This window comes from Leifsonia sp. fls2-241-R2A-40a (genome assembly GCF_030209575.1).
In the GTDB taxonomy this organism is placed as follows: domain Bacteria; phylum Actinomycetota; class Actinomycetes; order Actinomycetales; family Microbacteriaceae; genus Leifsonia.
The window spans coordinates 2,784,149-2,799,519 of the sequence record NZ_JARVRS010000001.1 but is presented as its reverse complement, the minus strand read 5'-3'; the positions used below and the strand labels follow the sequence as shown (position 1 = coordinate 2,799,519).

Genomic DNA, 15,371 nt, shown 5'->3' with positions numbered 1-15,371 from the left:
GTCGGACCGGTGGCGGAGCGGCGTGTTGCGTCAACTCGATGCCCGGCGTCAGCGCCGCAGCGCCTTGCGGGCCAGCCAGTTGCCCAGGAACTGCGCGGCCTGCACCAGAATCACGATCGTGATCACGGCGATCCAGGTGACCGCCCAGTTGTAGCGCTGGTAGCCGTAGGAGATCGCGAAGTCGCCGAGTCCGCCGCCGCCGATGCTCCCGGCGATCGCCGACAGGTCCACGATGGCCACGAAGATGAACGTGTAGCCGAGGATGAGGGGACCGAGCGCCTCCGGGATGAGCAGCGTCGTGATGATCCTCCACGGGCTCGACCCCATCGCCCGCGCCGCCTCGATCACGCCCGGCTCGATGGTGACGAGGTTCTGCTCCACGATCCGGGAGATGCCGAACGTCGCGGCGATCGTCATCGGGAAGATCGCGGCGGGCGTGCCGAGGAACGTCCCCAGCACCAGCTGCGTCAGCGGCGCGATCGCGGTCATGAAGATGATGAACGGGATGGGCCGGATGAAGTTCACGACGACGTTCAGCACGGTGAACAGGGCCCGGTTCTCGAGCAGGCCGCCGCGCCGCGTCGTGTACAGCAGCACGCCGAGCGCGAGGCCCAGGATGCCGCCGAGCACCAGGGTCGCGACGACCATCCACAGCGTCTGACCGATGGACTGCAGGTACACGGGCCACAGGGTCGACCAGTCGGTCATGCGGCCACCTCCTCGACCTCGGTGACCGTGCGGAGGTCGGCGATGAGCGCATCCACATCGGCCGGCTCGCCCAGCAGCTCCAGCGTGAGGCTGCCGAACGAACGGCCCTGCAGAGCGGAGATGCCGCCGTAGACGATCTCGAACCGGACGTTGTACCGCCCGACCGCGTCGGACAGCACGGAGCCGAGCCGGCCGTCATCGTGGATGCGCGCCGACACGATCCGGCCGGAGTGCTTGCCACGGAGACGCTCGATGTCCGCCTCCCCCGGCTGGTTGCGCAGCACGGTTCCGACGAAGCGCTGGGCCGTAGTGGTCTGCGGGTTTGAGAACACATCGAAGATGCTCCCCGACTCGATCACCCGTCCCGCGTCGAGCACGGCGACGCGGTCGGCGATCGACCGCACCACCTCCATCTCGTGCGTGATGACGACGATGGTGACGCCGAGCTCGCGGTTCACCCGCTTGAGCAAGGCCAGGACGTCGGAGGTCGTCTCCGGGTCCAGCGCACTGGTCGCCTCGTCGGCGAGCAGGATGTCCGGATTCGTCGCCAGTGCCCGGGCGATGCCGACGCGCTGCTTCTGGCCGCCGGAGAGCTGGTCGGGGTAGCTCCACGCCTTCTCGGTGAGTCCGACGAAGGCGAGCAACTCGGTCACGCGCTCCTTGCGCTTGTCCGCGGGCCAGCCGGCGACCTTCAACGGGTAGGCGATGTTGCCGAAGACCGTCCGCGAGCGGAACAGGTTGAACTGCTGGAAGATCATCCCGATCCCCGCGCGCACCCGACGCAGCTCGCGCTCCTTCATCGTCGTCAGGTCGCGCCCGTCGACGATCACGGCACCGGCGGTGGGATGCTCCAGAGCGTTGATGAGGCGCACCAGCGTGCTCTTGCCCGCACCCGAGTAGCCGATGATCCCGAAGATCTCGCCGCGCGCGATCGACAGGTCGAGCCGGTCGACGGCGGGAACCGCGGCGTCGCCCGAGCCGAAGCTCTTGGTGACGCCGCGGAACTCGATGATAGGGCCCGCGGTGTCGCGTTCGGGCACTACTGCGCCGCCTTGATGGTCTTCTTCAGGCCGTCGAGGATGCCGATGAGGTCGGACTGGTCGCGCTTCACGATGACGGCCGTGTTCTTCGACTCGGCGAGCACCGCATCCGTCACCGCCTTGGTGTGGTACAGCTCCGCGACCTTCAGGTACGTCGCGTTGTTCTTGTCCTTGTCGCGGGCGACGAAGGCGTTGATGTACGGCTCGGCGGTCGACGACTTCGGGTCGTCCTGGAACAGGGCCGACTTGGGGTCGATCCCGGCGGTGAGCGCGTAGTTGTTGTTGACAATGGCGCCGTCGGCCGAACTGAGCGCCGGCGCGGTCTGGGCCGCATCCACCGGGATGACGGTGACCTTGGAGGCCGAGGCGTCGATGTCGGCCGGCGTCGCCAGGGTGCTGCCGCCGTTCTTCAGCTTCAGCAGACCCGCCTTCTGCAGCACGAGCAGCGCGCGCGCCTGGTTCGTCGGGTCGTTCGGGATGGCGATCTTGCCGCCCTGGGGGATGTCGTCGATGTTCTTGTACTTCGTCGAGTACAGCGGCAGCGGGACGACCAGGGTCGCGCCGATCGGGACCAGGTCCTGCTTCGCCTGCACGTCGTAGTTGGCGAGGAACTGCAGGTGCTGGAAGAGGTTCAGATCGAGCTGACCGTCGGCGAGCGCCGGGTTCGCCTGCGTGTAGTCGCGGAAGTTGACGGTCTGGATATCGATGCCCTCTTTCGCCGCCTCCTTCTTCAGAACGGCCCAGTACGGGGAGGACGCCTCAGTCGTTCCGATCTTGACGGTGACCGACTTCGCGGTCGCCGCACCGGATCCGCCGATGTTCACGACGACCAGCACGACCGCCACGATGACGGCGACCACGGCGATGCCGATGCCGACGAACAGGCCGGTGCGGGAGCGCTTGGGCTTCTCCGGCAGGGCGGGGGTGGGCGGGGTGGCGTCGGACATGGCTGTGCCTCTCTTGTGAAGGGGGGGATGTGCCGACGGACGGTTGGCGGCTGGTACGAGCCTCCCCCGAGCCTCCGACACTGGTCAAAACGTCTTGCGAAATGTGACGCCGGACGTTCATCCGGCGGCTCTTACGACGGCCGCGGCCCGCGCGTAGTGTGACGGACGTAAGCGTGCGAGACGACGGAGTGGAGACGGAATGAGCGACATCAACGACGACGACATCAGCACCGACGCAGTCGGCAGCGGCGAGGGGCCCGCCGACGGCGGCGCCAACCCCGGCGGCCACGACGGCGGAGCCGACGGCGGCGCCTCGGGCGAAGGTCCGGCGGACGGCGGCGCCAACGCGGGCGGCCACGACGGCGGAGCCGACGGCTCGGCTGGTGAGGGCACGGCCGACGGCGGCGCCAACGCCGGCGGCCACGACGGCGGAGCCGACGGGTCCGCTTGATGACGACGGACGAGCGCGGGCCGGGAGACCGGCCCGCGCTTTCGCGTTGCGTGCCGATCGGGCGCGCGGAGTTCGCGTCCGGGTTCTGGGGGAAGCGACCGCTCTTCACCCGCGCATCCGGGCTCCGGGAGGACTTCTCGGACCTGTTCAGCGTGGAGGCGGTGGATGAGCTGGTGGCCTCGCGCGCGCTCCGCACGCCGTTCGTGCGGATGGCGAAGGAGGGTTCGGTGCTCCCGGCCTCGCGGTTCACCGGGCCCGGCGGTTTCGGTGCCGAGGTCGGCGACCAGGTCGACTCGGCCAAGGTTCTGGCGGAATTCGCCGCCGGCGCGACCCTGGTCCTCCAGGGGCTCCACAAGACCTGGCCGCCCATCGCGGAGTTCACGCGGCGGCTGACGGCCGAGCTCGGGCATCCCGCCCAGGTCAATGCCTACGTCACGCCGGCGTCCTCGCGGGGGTTCGACCCTCACTACGACGTGCACGACGTGTTCGTGCTGCAGATCGCGGGCGAGAAGCACTGGCGCATCCACGAACCCGTGCATGTCGATCCGCTGCGCGACCAGCCGTGGAGCGACCACCGGGAGGCGGTCGCCGCGCGTGCGCGCGAGACGCCCGCCATCGATGAGACGTTCCGCCCCGGCGACGCGCTGTATCTTCCGCGGGGCTGGATCCACTCGGCGGAGGCTCTCGGCGGCGTCTCCGTGCACCTGACGATCGGGGTGGCTGCATACACGCGCGACGATGTGGTTCGGGAGGCGATCGCGCGGGCGGCCGACTCGGCGGACCTGCGCGCGTCGCTGCCGCTCGGGTTCGACGCGTCGGACCCCGATGCCGTGGCTCCCGTGGTCACGCAGACGGTGGAGGCGCTGATCGCGGCCCTCAGCGATCCGTCGGGCCGTTCGGCGGTCGCCGAGGCTGTGGCCGCGAGCCTGCTGCGCCGTCAGCGGTCGGACTCTCCGCCGGCGCCGGTGCGACCGCTGGCCACGATTGCGGTGGCGGACGAGCTGGTCCCCTCGACGCGCGTGCAGGCACGGGCGGGCATCCGTGCGAACGTGACGGTGGAAGTGGAGACGGTGACCGTGCGGCTGCCAGCCAAGACGATCGCTCTGCCGATCGCCGCGCGGGATGCGGTCGAGCGGTTGCTCGACGGACGGCACGTCGCGGTGGGCGAGCTGCCGCTCGACGAACGGTCGGCGGTGGTCGTCGTGCGGCGGCTGCTGCGCGAGGGGGTCGTCGTTGTCGCGGCTGCCGCATCCGAGTCGGACTTCCCCGACGTGGACCCCGCGGACGATGCCGGGGTCTCCCCCGACGGCGAGCGCAGCGCAACCGCGGACTTCGGGACCGCGACGGCGACGTGACCGCCGCCGTGCGTCCTCCCGCAGACGGCGGCGCAGGTGCCGCTGCGTCCACGGGTCGTCCGAGGGGCGAGCGCCCGGTGCCGGAGTCGGCGCCCGGACACGGGTCTCGGTCGATCACCGCGTCGGGAGGCATCGACTGGCTGCCGTGCAGCGATCGCGCGTTGGAGCGCGGCGATCCGCTGGCCGGGACGGCGGGACTCGGCGAGCGCTGGTTGCTCGTCGAGATCGAGAGTGGATGGGGTCGCCACGCGTTCTTCGACTCCGCGCTGGACCCGGCTCTGGGCGCGGCCCTCGTCGCGCGCGCCGAAGCCGCCGGAATCCGGCCGCTGACGATCCGCCGCACGCGCTTGCGCGCACCGCTGCGCCGAGAGCAGTCGTCGTGGCGATGGGCGCTGGTGGATGCGCGACCCGGCCGGGAGAGCATCCACTGGGGCACGGTCGACGACCCGGCCGACCTGCTGACGCTGCCGCTCGACGGCAGCGCCGGTGAGCCAAGCGCCGCTCCGCTCTACGCCGTCTGCACGCACGCCCGGCACGACCAGTGCTGCGCTGTGCGCGGGCGGCCCGTCGTGGAGACTCTGGCCGCCGTCCACCCCGAGCTCACCTGGGAGTGCTCGCACCTGGGCGGCGACCGGTTCGCCGCCACGATGATCGTCTTCCCCGAGGGTCTGCTCTACGGTCGCGTCCGCGCGGAGGATGCGGCCACCGTCGTCGAGCGACACTCCGCCGGGCGGGTGGTGCCGGAACTCCTGCGCGGTCGCACCTCGCTGACGACCGTCGCGCAGGCGGCCGAGGCCTTCGCCCGGGAGGCGACCGGCGACGACCGGATCGACGCTTTCCAGGTCGTGAGCGAGCACGCGCATCCACACGGCTGGACGGTCGAGTTGGCGCACGGCGACGACCGCCTCCGGGTGGAAGTCGGCGAGGAGCTCTCGCAACCGCTGCTCAGCACCTGCGCCGCGACGATCGCGCAGCCGGTGCGCGAGTTCGTGCCCGTGTCGGTCGTGCGCGCCTGACGCGCGCCCCGGCCGAGATTTGTGCCAAATGTGTGGAATCAGTGCGCCATAACGGACAATTGGCGCAAATCTCGGCTCCGCCCCGGGCGTCAGGCGTTCTGCGTGGCGGGGGCGGACTGGAGGATGCGGACCATGTTGCCGGACGGGTCGCGGAAGGCGCAGTCGCGGGGACCCCACGGCTGGTCGATCGGTTCCTGGAGCACTTCGGCGCCCGCAGCTCGCACCCGCTCGAAGGCAGTGTCGAGGTCGTCCGTGCGGAAGACGATCGGGCTCATCGAACCTTTGACGACGAGCTCCTGGAGGGCGTCGCCGTCGGCCCGCGAGCGGCCGGCGTGCGGGTCGCTGAGGACGACGGCGGCGTTGTCGTCGCCGGCCACCCCGAGGGTGATCCAGCGGTGGTCGCCGGAGGTGACGTCCTGGATGACGTCGAGGCCGAGGGCGTCCCGGTAGAACGCGAGCGACTCCTCCGGGTCGAGGACGGTGATCTGCGAGTACTGGAGTGAAACGGTCATGGGTCGACTCTAGGAAGGGCGCCGTCCCGCTGCTTCTTCAAAACTGCTCGGTTGGATGCGCGGCTCAGCGGGCGCGCGAGCGGACCGGCCGCGTCCTCTCCCGGGCGACGCAGTCGGGCATGGCCTGGACGGCCGCGTGCTCGCGCGATCGGTACTCCGTCGGGGTGATGCCGACGACGTCGCTGAATTTCGAGCTGAACGAACCGAGCGACGTACAGCCGACCGCCATGCAGGCGTCGGTGACGCTCATCCCGCCGCGCAGCAGCGCCATGGCCCGTTCGATGCGTCGCGTCATGAGGTAGCTGTAGGGGGTCTCACCGTAGGCGGCCCGGAATTGGCGGGAGAAGTGCGCGGGCGACATGTAGGCGCGGGCGGCCATCGTCGGGACGTCGAGCGGCTTCGCGTAGTCGCGGTCGATCAGGTCCCGGGCCCGGCGCAGGTGCGCCAGCGTCTGCAGCTCCTCCGGTGACACGCACAGAGCGTAACACCGTGCGGATGCCGCGCAGCAGGGTCTCCGGTCAGCCGACGGCCACGGCGGCCGTCCGCGACGCGTCTTCGACCAGGCGGATGAACGCGCTCAGCTCGGTGACTCCGGCCGGGGTGGTCGGCAGGAACTCGGTCAACTCGGGTGAGTGGACGAGGTACGCGGCCCACTTCGCACGCGAGATGGCGACGTTGAGCCGGTTCTTCATCAGCAGGAAGGACATCCCGCGGGGAACGTCGACCGCTGAGGACGCCGCGAGGCTGACGATGGCGATCGCCGCCTCCTGTCCCTGGAACTTGTCTACCGTCCCCACCCGCACGCCCCGGAGACCGTCGGCGTCGAGGAGCGCGCGGACCTCCGCCAGCTGGGCGTTGTACGGAGTGACCACGATGATGTCGTCCTCACCCAGCGGCTCGTCGTCGCGGCCCGCATCGGGATCGCTCCAGGAGCGGCCGAGGAGGTCTCGCACCAGCGTCACCACGGCCTCGGCTTCTTCGGGCGACGCGGTCGAGTTGCCGACATGCAACACGGGCACGGGATGCACTCCCGGCGCGACGCCTCCCAGCTCCCGCTCCGAGGCACCCTCGTGCGCCCGCAGCTTGCCCTCGTACGAGAGGGTCGACACGGCCGCGGCGAGCGCGGGATGCATGCGCCGGGTCTCCGCGAGGAAGTACCCGTATTCGCGAGGCAGGACGTCGTGGCCGTCGCTCACCCAGCCGAGAGCCGACCCGTCGACGGGCTCGGGATGGCGCCCTTGGCTGACCTGAGGAAGCTGCTGCGGGTCGCCCAGCAGCAGCAGGTTCTTCGCCGCGACGCCGACCGCGATGGTCGACGCCAGCGAGAACTGCCCCGCCTCATCGACGACGAGCAGATCGAGACTTCCGCGCGGTACGCGGGCTGGGTTCGCGAAGTCCCACGCCGTACCGCCCAGCACGAAGCCGCGGCCCTCGTTGATGCCGGCGAACTCGAGGTGACCGTTCGCGGGCAGCGGTGTGAATCGGTGCGGAGCGTCGCCACCCTCGACGGCCTCGGCCTCTTCGGTTCGCGCACCCCCGCTCGGGACCTTCCCGACCATCGCCGCATCGAGCCCCGCGACGACGACACGATCGAGCAGGTTCTCGACGACGGCATGCGACTGCGCGACCACGCCGACCTTCCAGCCGTGCTCCGCGACGAGGCGCGCGATGACGTGGGCGCCGAGGTAGGACTTGCCCGTCCCGGGAGGCCCCTGGACGGCGAGGTAGGACCGGTCGAGATCGAGCAGGCTCGCCACCACGGCGTCGATCCGTCCATCACCGTCATCCGAGGATGAGGATGAGGATGCCGACCCTTCCGGCACCAGCCCGCCGCGACGCGTCCGCGGTGGAGTCCGCCGCAGCAGGTCGATCGTTGCGTCCACCGGCCAGGTCTCGTGGTGCCGGGCGATCAACAGCGCCGTCCCCCACTCGCGGATCGCCTCTCCCAGTCGGCGGGAGTCCGGCGGTGCCGCAGGCGTGAGCGCGCTCGGCAGGTCGCGGTAGGGCGGCACGTCCGGCGGAAGCGTCTCCCGCACGACGATCGACCCGTCGGGCAGCGCCTCGATCACGGCGACTGTGCGTGCCGCCCGCGCGCCGGGCTGCGCCCGCGGCTGACGGAAGGGCCCGGGGTACTCGTACAGCAGGTAGGGGCCGGTGCGCTCGCTCACCCGAACTGCGCTGCCCGCGCCCCAGGGCCCGGACAGCAGCAGCTCGCGACGCTCCACGCGCTGGCCTTCGTCGAGATACCAGTCGCGGAGCACGACCGCGCGCTCGACCACCAGGACGTCGCGGGTCTCGGCCCACTCCTCGATCGGCTGGATGAGCCGCGCGAAGTGCGACTGCCAGAAGCTCTTCTGTTCACGCCGGTGGAAGTCGATGGCGGCGGCCGCCAGCGCCATGGCCCGACGGTCGGCGGTGCGGTGCGGGTCGAGCGGATCGCCGGCGAAGGCGAGCAGCCCCGCGCGGAGCGGCGACTCCTCGGTGCCGCCCTCGATCTCCTCCATCGGTGCGGACCCGACCGGGATGCCGTTCTCGGCCGCGCGAGCGAGCAGCCAGTCGCGCAACCGCAGTGTCGACACGCAGTCGTAGCGGTTGTACTCACCGATGTCGTCGAGGAGCGGCTGGGCTTCGTCGAGCCGGCCGAGTGCGAGCAGGTCGCGGGCGTTCGCGTACTCGGTGATGGAGTCGGCGCCGTTCGTGACGTCGCTTTCGCGGAGTTCGTCGCCCATGTAGAGCGGCTCGAGCTTCTTGATCGAGTACGACCGCGATCCGACCCGGACCGCCTTGCGCACCAGCGGGTAGAGATCGACCATTACGTTCTCGCGCAGCAAGGCGTCGACTTCTTCTTCGCCGACTCCGTGCCGAGCGGCCAGGGCGAGCAGGTGCGTCTGCTCGTAAGCGGCGTAGTGGTAGATGTGCATGCCGGGATACTGCGCGCGACGATCGCGCACAAACGCGAGGAACGCCTCCAGAGCCACCCGCTCGGCGGCGAAGTCGTGGGCCCAGAACGCGGTGAAACGCTCCTCCTGGTCGACCAGCCCGAAGAGGTAGTCGAGGTTCCAGCGCTCCCCGGCCCCTTCGGTGTAGAGCGGGTCGCCTTCGAAGTCGAAGAAGATGTCCCCCGGGTTCGGGTGCGGCAGCACGGCGAGCACGGGAGCGTTGAAGACGCGGACCGGCGGCGGGCTCCCCGGCTCCGCCTGCAGCTGGAGTCGCGCCTGCTCGCGCAGCCCCTCAAGGGTGCCGTCGGGAATGCCGTCGATCGGCCCCGTCGATGCGGCGAGCGCGTCGATAGTGGCGACTCCCGACGCGAGGAGATGCTCGCGCTGGGTCACCCGCATCCCGGCGACGAGCAGCACGTCGCGCGTGGCCTGCACCTCTGCGTCGCAGGTGTCGCAGCGTCCGTCCACAGTGAAGCGGGGATCGCCCCAGGCCACCGGCCCCGGGTCGGACACGTGCTCGGCGATGACCGACAGCAGACGTGCGCGGCGCTTGCGGTACACGGGCTCGATGTCGCTGAGCGCGTGCTCGCTCACGGAGCCGTCGCCCAGCAGCAGTTCGACGGTGTCGTCGACGTCGACCCCCATCGCGCGGAGCTGCTCCGCGTATGCCGCCAGCTGGAGCAGCGCCGTCACGCGCGCGCTTCGGGCGAGCTTGGAGTCTTGTACCCGGTAGCGGCCGTCGGGCAGCCGGACGACGAAGTCGGCGAAACCGACGAACGACCCGTCGAAGAAGGTCGCCTGGAACACCACCTCGGCCCCGCGGGCGAACGCTTCGGAGGTCTGCCGCACCGCCTCGGCGAGCGAGTCGGCGGTGAGCGGGGTCGGCCGCTCGATCTCGACCACTCCGCTGCCGAACTGCTCGCGGTACCGCTCGAGGATGCGGTGCTCGTGCTCGTCGCCCATGCGCGAAGAGCGCACGTACATCGGGTCTTCGATCTCTTCCGTCTTCTCGAGACGGCCGAGCTTCACATCGACCGTGCGGAGGAAGGCGAACTCGCACTTCGACGCTTCGGTGAGATCGCTCGCGCTGGTGACGATCATCCCGTCGAGCAGGAACATGGCGACCTCCCTTCGTTCGAGGCGGCCCAGCGGCCACCCGCACTGCGAGACTATCGGCGACCACCGACAGCCCCGGCGTCATCCACAGGACGAGCGGGGAGCGTCAAAGACGGCCGGACCTGTGGTCACTTTCCTTTCGCGGCGGCCTTCATCGCTCGCTTGTGCTCGCGCACGCGGGTCAGCGAGTCCGCATCGACGATGTCGGCCACCGAGCGGTAGCCCTCCGTGCCGTAGTCGCCCGCGGCCTGCTGCCATCCCGCGGCCGTGAGTCCCTTCTGCTTGCCGAGCAGCGCCAGGAAGATCTTGGCCTTCTGCTCGCCGAACCCCGGCAGGCCCTTGAGCCGGCGGAGCACCTCGGCGCCGTCCGGGTCGCCCTGTGTCCAGATCGCGGCGGTGTCGCCTCCCCAGTCGGACACGATGGCCGCAGCGAGCGCCTGCACCCGCCCGGCCATCGAGCCCGGGTACCGGTGAACGGCAGGGGTCTGCTTCATCACCTCGACGAGCTTCTCCGGGTCGACCGCAGCGACGGTCGCGGGGTCGAGCGCGCCGAGCCGGTCGCGCAGCTTGGCCGGACCCGCGAAGGCGGTCTCCATCGGCACCTGCTGGTCGAGCAGCATCCCGGTCAGGAGAGCGAACGCGGACTGGTCGAGCAGGGCGTCCGCCTCGGGATCGCCGGTGATGTTCAGAGCCATGACCCTCAGCCTGCCACCAGGAGCAGCACGCCCGCCACAGCGGACAGCGCGGCGAGCAGCAGGGCCACTCCGAGCAGCACAGCGTGCACGACGAGGAAAGGGGTCGCGCGACCCGCCGCATCCCGGGCCCGTTCGTCCTTCCGCACCCGGGTGAAGAACCGGGGCCAGGCGAACACGTTGAAGACGGCGTTGAGGAAGAGCACGATGGCGGCGAAGACGGTCATTGTGCCTTCAGCCTACGGTGCCGCGGCGCGACCGATTCAGTCGTCGGAGGCGACGAGCTGCACCCGCAGGGAGTCGACGCGAGTGGCGATCAGGTCGTCGTTCGCCCAGCGCTGCGCCAGGCGCGCGAGGATCGCATCGAGCTCCTCCCTGGTGAGCCCGGAGGCCAGGGAGAGCCGGACGACCAGCTCCTCCCCCGCCAGCCGGCTGCCCGGGTCGCCCGCGACCAGTGCGACGTCGTGCACGCCGAGCTCCGAACCGATGGATGCGCGGAACGCCTCGACCACCTCCGGGTCGCGGTCACTCGGCACCCACGTCGTGCCCTGCGCGATCGCCCACACGGCCGGACGGCGCAGCACGAACTCGGTCTCCGAAGTCGGGTCGAGCACGATCAGCTCGGTCCCCTCCGCGGCTGCGGCGAGCGCGGCGCGGCGTCCCTGTGCAGGAACCGGCCGAGCAGCCGGGTTCCACGCCTGCAACGCGGTGACCGAGGAGAACACCGGCTGGACCGTACGACCGTCCGGACCCGCCACGCGCACGATCGACAGCTCCTGGGTCTTATCGACGAGCATCCCCGCGTCGTTCTCGCCCTCCTCGCCGAGTTCGGCGACCAGCGGGATCAGCAGGCGCGCATCCCGCAGAGCATCCACGACCGCTTCGGCGCCGACCTCGCCCGCCCGGAAGGCCGCAAGCGCGCCGAGCAGAGCGGGCGGAGCGGTCCCGTCGTCCTCGCCGAAGGGATTGTCGTCGAACTGACGCCCCTCCCACGGCTGCCCGGCGGAGTCGGCGAGGGATGCGGCGAAGCCGGCCAGCCGGGCGGCCCCCTCCTCGCTGGGTGCGGGCCGGGACGGGCCGTCGTGGCGGGTGTCGTCAGCGTCCGGCGACATCCAGCGCCTCGGGCAGGGTGAACGCGCCCGCATAGAGCGCCTTGCCGACGATCGCGCCTTCCAGCCCCAGCGGGACCAGCTCGCGCAGGGCGGCGATGTCATCCAGGTTCGAGATGCCGCCGGAGGCCACGACGGGTCGCTCGGTCCGCTCGATCACCTGGCGCAGCAGGTCGAGGTTCGGGCCCCGCAGAGTGCCGTCCTTGGTCACGTCGGTGACGACGTAGCGCGCGCAGCCGGCATCCTCGAGGCGATCGAGCACCTCCCACAGGTCGCCGCCCTCGCGGGTCCAGCCACGCGCGGCGAGCGTGGTGCCGCGCACGTCGAGGCCGACGGCCACCGCTTCGCCGAACCGGCTGATCGCGCTAGCCGCCCACTCGGGGTTCTCCAGTGCCGCGGTGCCCAGGTTCACCCGAGTCGCCCCGGCGTCGAGTGCCTGCTGCAGGGACTCGTCGTCGCGGATGCCGCCCGAGAGCTCGACGCTCACCCCGTGCACCTCGCGGATGACCCTGCGCAGCAGCGAACGGTTCTCTCCGCGGCCGAACGCGGCGTCGAGGTCGACGAGGTGGATCCATTCCGCGCCCGCGTCCGCCCACTCCGCGGCCGCATCCACCGGGTCGCCGTAGCTGGTCTCGCTGCCGGCTTCGCCCTGGGTGAGACGCACGGCCTTGCCGTCGGCGACATCCACCGCGGGAAGAAGGACGAGCCGGGGCGTGGAGATGAAGTCGGTCATGTGTTTCCTCGTATCGGTCCGCGGGCGCGGACGGGTGGCCGGGGTGCGGCTAGAGCGAGCGGACCCAGTTCTGGAGCAGCTGGATGCCCGCGCGGCCGGACTTCTCGGGGTGGAACTGCGTCGCGCTGAGCGGGCCGTTCTCGACCGCTGCGACGAACGGGGAGCCGTGGTTCGCCCAGGTGACCTTCGGCTTGGGGAACGGTCCCGTCGGCTCCAGCGTCCAGTCCTGGGCGGCGTAGGAGTGGACGAAGTAGAAGCGCTCGTCGTGGAGGCCGGCGAACAGCGCGGAGTCCTCCGGCGCCTGGATCGTGTTCCAGCCCATGTGCGGCACGACGTCGGCCTGGAGCAGGTCCACCGTCCCCGGCCACTCGCCCAGACCCTCGGTCGCGAGGCCGTTCTCCACGCCGCGGTCGAACATGACCTGCATCCCTACGCAGATCCCGAGCACGGGACGGCCGCCGGCGAGCCGCCGGTCGACGACCTCGTCGCCGTGGGAGGCGCGCAACGCTTCGGCCACGGCGGTGAACGCCCCGACACCCGGGACGAGCAAGCCGTCGGCCTCTTGTGCGCGGCGACGGTTGCCGGTCAGCTCCACTTCGGCGCCCGCGGCCTCCAGCGCCTTGACGGCCGAGTGGACGTTGCCCGTCCCGTAGTCGAAGACGACGACATCCGGCTTGCGCCCGTCGATCACAGCGCCCCCTTGGTGGAGGGGATGCCGCTGATCAGCGGATCGAGCGCCTTGGCCTCGCGGAACGCGCGGGCGAACGCCTTGAACTCGGCCTCCGCGATGTGGTGCGGGTCGCGGCCGCCGACGACGGTGATGTGGGTGGTGATGCGCGCGTTGAACGAGATCGCCTCGAACACGTGACGCACCATCGAGCCGGTGAAGTGGCCGCCGATGAGGTGCAGTTCGAACCCCGCGGGCTCACCCGCGTGCACCAGGTAGGGACGGCCCGAGATGTCGACGACTGCCTGCACGAGCGCCTCGTCGAGCGGCACCAGGGCGTCGCCGTACCGTGAGATCCCGGCCTTGTCTCCGAGGGCCTCGAGGATCGCCTGACCGAGGACGATCCCGATGTCTTCGACGGTGTGGTGCACGTCGATGTCGGTGTCACCCGTGGCGCGGATGCGCAGATCGGTCAGCGAGTGCTTGGCGAACGCGGTCAGCAAGTGGTCGTAGAAGGGGACGCTCGTCTGGATGTCGGACGTGCCGGTGCCGTCGAGGTCGAGGGTCAGCTCGATGCTCGACTCGCTCGTCTCCCGCGTGACCGTGGCGGTGCGATTCGTCATGCGTCCGAGTCTACCGGGGCGTCCTGCGCCCGCTCCGGGGCCTCGTCCGCCGCGGCGGCAGCGCCGGGGCGGCCCAGCGCGGCGAGCGCCTCGAGGAAGGCGGTCGTCTCCGTCTCCGTGCCGGCGGTCACCCGCAGGTGGTGCGGGATCCCGACGTCACGGATGAGGATGCCGCGCTCGGCGAGCGCCTCGAACGTCGCGTGCGGGTCGTCCACGCCACCGAACAGCACGAAGTTGCTTCCGCTCCGGTGAGGTGTGTAGCCGAGCCGTGCGAGCTCGGCGACCAGCCGGTCGCGCTGTCCGCGGATCTCGTCGACCGTCGCCAGCATCTCGCCGGAGTGGGCCAGCGCCCCGAGTGCGGCGGCCTGCGTGATGGCCGACAGGTGATACGGCAGCCGGACGAGTCGGAGGGCGTCGTTCACGGCGGGGTCGGCGGCGAGGTAGCCGACGCGCGCGCCGGCGAAGGCGAAGGCCTTGCTCATGGTGCGGGAGACCAGCAGCCGCGGGCGGCCCGGCAGCAGCGACAGAGCGGACGGCGCTCCCTCCGGCATGAACTCCGCGTAGGCCTCGTCGACGACGACGATCCCCCGGGAGGCGTCGTAGGCGGCCTCGATGGTGTCGAGTCCGAGAGGTGTGCCCGTCGGGTTGTTCGGCGAGCAGAGGATGACGATGTCCGGGTCGAGCCGGCGGATCTCGGCGACCGCGGTCTCGGGCGAGAGCTCGTAGTCGGCATCCCGCGCACCGGCGAGGTAAGCGGTGCCGGTGCCGGACGCGAGCAGCGGGTACATCGAGTAGGTGGGCGCGAAGCCGAGCAGTGTGCGTCCCGGGCCCCCGAACGCCTGCAGGATGTGCTGCAGCACCTCGTTCGACCCGTTCGCCGCCCAGATGTTCTCCGGGGTGAGGTCGTGTCCGAGGTACCGCGCGAACGCGGCGCGCAGCTCGGAGAACTCGCGATCGGGGTAGCGGTTGACGCCCCCGACCGCTGCGGCGACCCGCGCGACGATGTCGGCCGCGACGTCCTCCGGCACCGGATGCGTGTTCTCGTTCACGTTCAGCGCGACGGGCACGGGACGCTGCGGAGCGCCGTACGGGGAACGGCCACGGAGGTCGTCCCGGATCGGGAGCTCGGAGAGAGAAGTCACTCTTCAATCGTAGTCAGAGGCGCAGGAGCTGGTCGGCTGCATGACAGCGGCCAACGCAACAGAATGCGTGCGTTAGGGATAACACCCGCGTCATCACCTCGGTCGATGCTTCGTCCTCAGAGGTAGAACGGAAAGTCTCCGTTGACCTGCTGAGGCAGGTTCCTTCTAGGGAGCAAGCGAATGAACTACGACGAGATCACGGTGGAGATGTCCAATGAGCAGGGCTACATCGCCACCCTCTTCGCCGGCTGGAACCACGGCGCAGCAATGTACTGATCGGGTTCGCAGGGGCCGGCCCATGCTGTGCCGGCCCCTGGAAGG

The 15,371-nt window shown here is 70.6% G+C and carries 16 protein-coding genes; 3 read left to right on the top strand and 13 right to left on the bottom strand.

Going from position 1 to position 15,371, the window contains the following annotated elements; genetic code table 11:
- Nucleotides 1-48: 48 nt before the first annotated feature.
- Genes QRN40_RS13860 through QRN40_RS13850 form a run of 3 tightly spaced genes read right to left on the bottom strand, consistent with a single transcriptional unit; the run spans nucleotide 49 to nucleotide 2,695 of the window.
- The gene (locus tag QRN40_RS13860) at nucleotides 49-708 is read right to left on the bottom strand and encodes a methionine ABC transporter permease (RefSeq protein ID WP_285116282.1); all 660 of its coding nucleotides are present in this window, start codon (nucleotides 706-708) and stop codon (nucleotides 49-51) included.
- Complete coding sequence (locus tag QRN40_RS13855; protein ID WP_285116281.1) at nucleotides 705-1,748, bottom strand: methionine ABC transporter ATP-binding protein; 1,044 nt, start codon at nucleotides 1,746-1,748, stop codon at nucleotides 705-707. The genes QRN40_RS13860 and QRN40_RS13855 overlap by 4 nt, the downstream gene beginning before the upstream one ends.
- Nucleotides 1,748-2,695, bottom strand: a complete 948-nt coding sequence (locus QRN40_RS13850; RefSeq protein ID WP_285116279.1) for a MetQ/NlpA family ABC transporter substrate-binding protein — start codon at nucleotides 2,693-2,695, stop codon at nucleotides 1,748-1,750. Before QRN40_RS13850 ends, QRN40_RS13855 begins: the two co-directional genes overlap by 1 nt.
- Nucleotides 2,696-2,894: 199 nt before the next feature.
- Here QRN40_RS13850 and QRN40_RS13845 point away from each other — a divergent pair, with 199 nt between their 5' ends.
- The 3 genes from QRN40_RS13845 to QRN40_RS13835 all read left to right on the top strand — a co-directional run bounded on the left by QRN40_RS13845 (nucleotide 2,895) and on the right by QRN40_RS13835 (nucleotide 5,517).
- Nucleotides 2,895-3,146 (top strand): BatC protein, encoded by a 252-nt coding sequence (locus QRN40_RS13845; protein ID WP_285116277.1) that lies wholly within the window; start codon nucleotides 2,895-2,897, stop codon nucleotides 3,144-3,146.
- Nucleotides 3,146-4,501: a cupin domain-containing protein gene (locus QRN40_RS13840; RefSeq protein WP_285116276.1), complete on the top strand. Its 1,356-nt coding sequence runs from the start codon at nucleotides 3,146-3,148 to the stop codon at nucleotides 4,499-4,501. Before QRN40_RS13845 ends, QRN40_RS13840 begins: the two co-directional genes overlap by 1 nt.
- Nucleotides 4,502-4,578: 77 nt before the next feature.
- Nucleotides 4,579-5,517 carry a ferredoxin family protein gene (locus QRN40_RS13835; protein WP_285116274.1) on the top strand — a complete coding sequence of 313 codons (939 nt, stop codon included), beginning with the start codon at nucleotides 4,579-4,581 and terminating at the stop codon, nucleotides 5,515-5,517.
- Nucleotides 5,518-5,606: 89 nt separating this feature from the next.
- On the opposite strand, the gene QRN40_RS13830 is transcribed toward QRN40_RS13835, so the two are convergent.
- The 10 genes from QRN40_RS13830 to QRN40_RS13785 form a co-directional block, all read right to left on the bottom strand.
- Nucleotides 5,607-6,029, bottom strand: coding sequence for a VOC family protein (locus QRN40_RS13830; protein ID WP_285116273.1), 423 nt, complete (start codon nucleotides 6,027-6,029; stop codon nucleotides 5,607-5,609).
- Nucleotides 6,030-6,093: 64 nt separating this feature from the next.
- Nucleotides 6,094-6,501 carry a helix-turn-helix transcriptional regulator gene (locus QRN40_RS13825; protein ID WP_285116272.1) on the bottom strand — a complete coding sequence of 136 codons (408 nt, stop codon included), beginning with the start codon at nucleotides 6,499-6,501 and terminating at the stop codon, nucleotides 6,094-6,096.
- Between the two features lie 46 nt (nucleotides 6,502-6,547).
- On the bottom strand, nucleotides 6,548-10,087 hold the full coding sequence (locus QRN40_RS13820; RefSeq protein WP_285116271.1) for a TM0106 family RecB-like putative nuclease: 3,540 nt from the start codon (nucleotides 10,085-10,087) through the stop codon (nucleotides 6,548-6,550).
- Between the two features lie 125 nt (nucleotides 10,088-10,212).
- The gene (locus tag QRN40_RS13815; protein WP_285116269.1) at nucleotides 10,213-10,779 is read right to left on the bottom strand and encodes an HhH-GPD-type base excision DNA repair protein; all 567 of its coding nucleotides are present in this window, start codon (nucleotides 10,777-10,779) and stop codon (nucleotides 10,213-10,215) included.
- A 5-nt stretch (nucleotides 10,780-10,784) separates the two neighbouring features.
- Nucleotides 10,785-11,003 carry an SCO4848 family membrane protein gene (locus tag QRN40_RS13810; RefSeq protein ID WP_285116268.1) on the bottom strand — a complete coding sequence of 73 codons (219 nt, stop codon included), beginning with the start codon at nucleotides 11,001-11,003 and terminating at the stop codon, nucleotides 10,785-10,787.
- A 36-nt stretch (nucleotides 11,004-11,039) separates the two neighbouring features.
- A complete protein-coding gene (locus QRN40_RS13805; protein ID WP_285116267.1) occupies nucleotides 11,040-11,888 on the bottom strand; it encodes an SseB family protein in 849 nt (282 codons plus the stop codon).
- The gene (priA, locus tag QRN40_RS13800; protein ID WP_285116266.1) at nucleotides 11,872-12,618 is read right to left on the bottom strand and encodes a bifunctional 1-(5-phosphoribosyl)-5-((5-phosphoribosylamino)methylideneamino)imidazole-4-carboxamide isomerase/phosphoribosylanthranilate isomerase PriA; all 747 of its coding nucleotides are present in this window, start codon (nucleotides 12,616-12,618) and stop codon (nucleotides 11,872-11,874) included. Before priA ends, QRN40_RS13805 begins: the two co-directional genes overlap by 17 nt.
- Before the next feature lie 49 nt (nucleotides 12,619-12,667).
- Complete coding sequence (hisH, locus tag QRN40_RS13795; RefSeq protein ID WP_502878921.1) at nucleotides 12,668-13,309, bottom strand: imidazole glycerol phosphate synthase subunit HisH; 642 nt, start codon at nucleotides 13,307-13,309, stop codon at nucleotides 12,668-12,670.
- Nucleotides 13,306-13,908, bottom strand: a complete 603-nt coding sequence (hisB, locus tag QRN40_RS13790) for an imidazoleglycerol-phosphate dehydratase HisB (protein ID WP_285116265.1) — start codon at nucleotides 13,906-13,908, stop codon at nucleotides 13,306-13,308. The genes hisH and hisB overlap by 4 nt, the downstream gene beginning before the upstream one ends.
- On the bottom strand, nucleotides 13,905-15,050 hold the full coding sequence (locus QRN40_RS13785) for a histidinol-phosphate transaminase (RefSeq protein WP_285116264.1): 1,146 nt from the start codon (nucleotides 15,048-15,050) through the stop codon (nucleotides 13,905-13,907). Before QRN40_RS13785 ends, hisB begins: the two co-directional genes overlap by 4 nt.
- Between the last annotated feature and the right edge of the window lie 321 nt (nucleotides 15,051-15,371).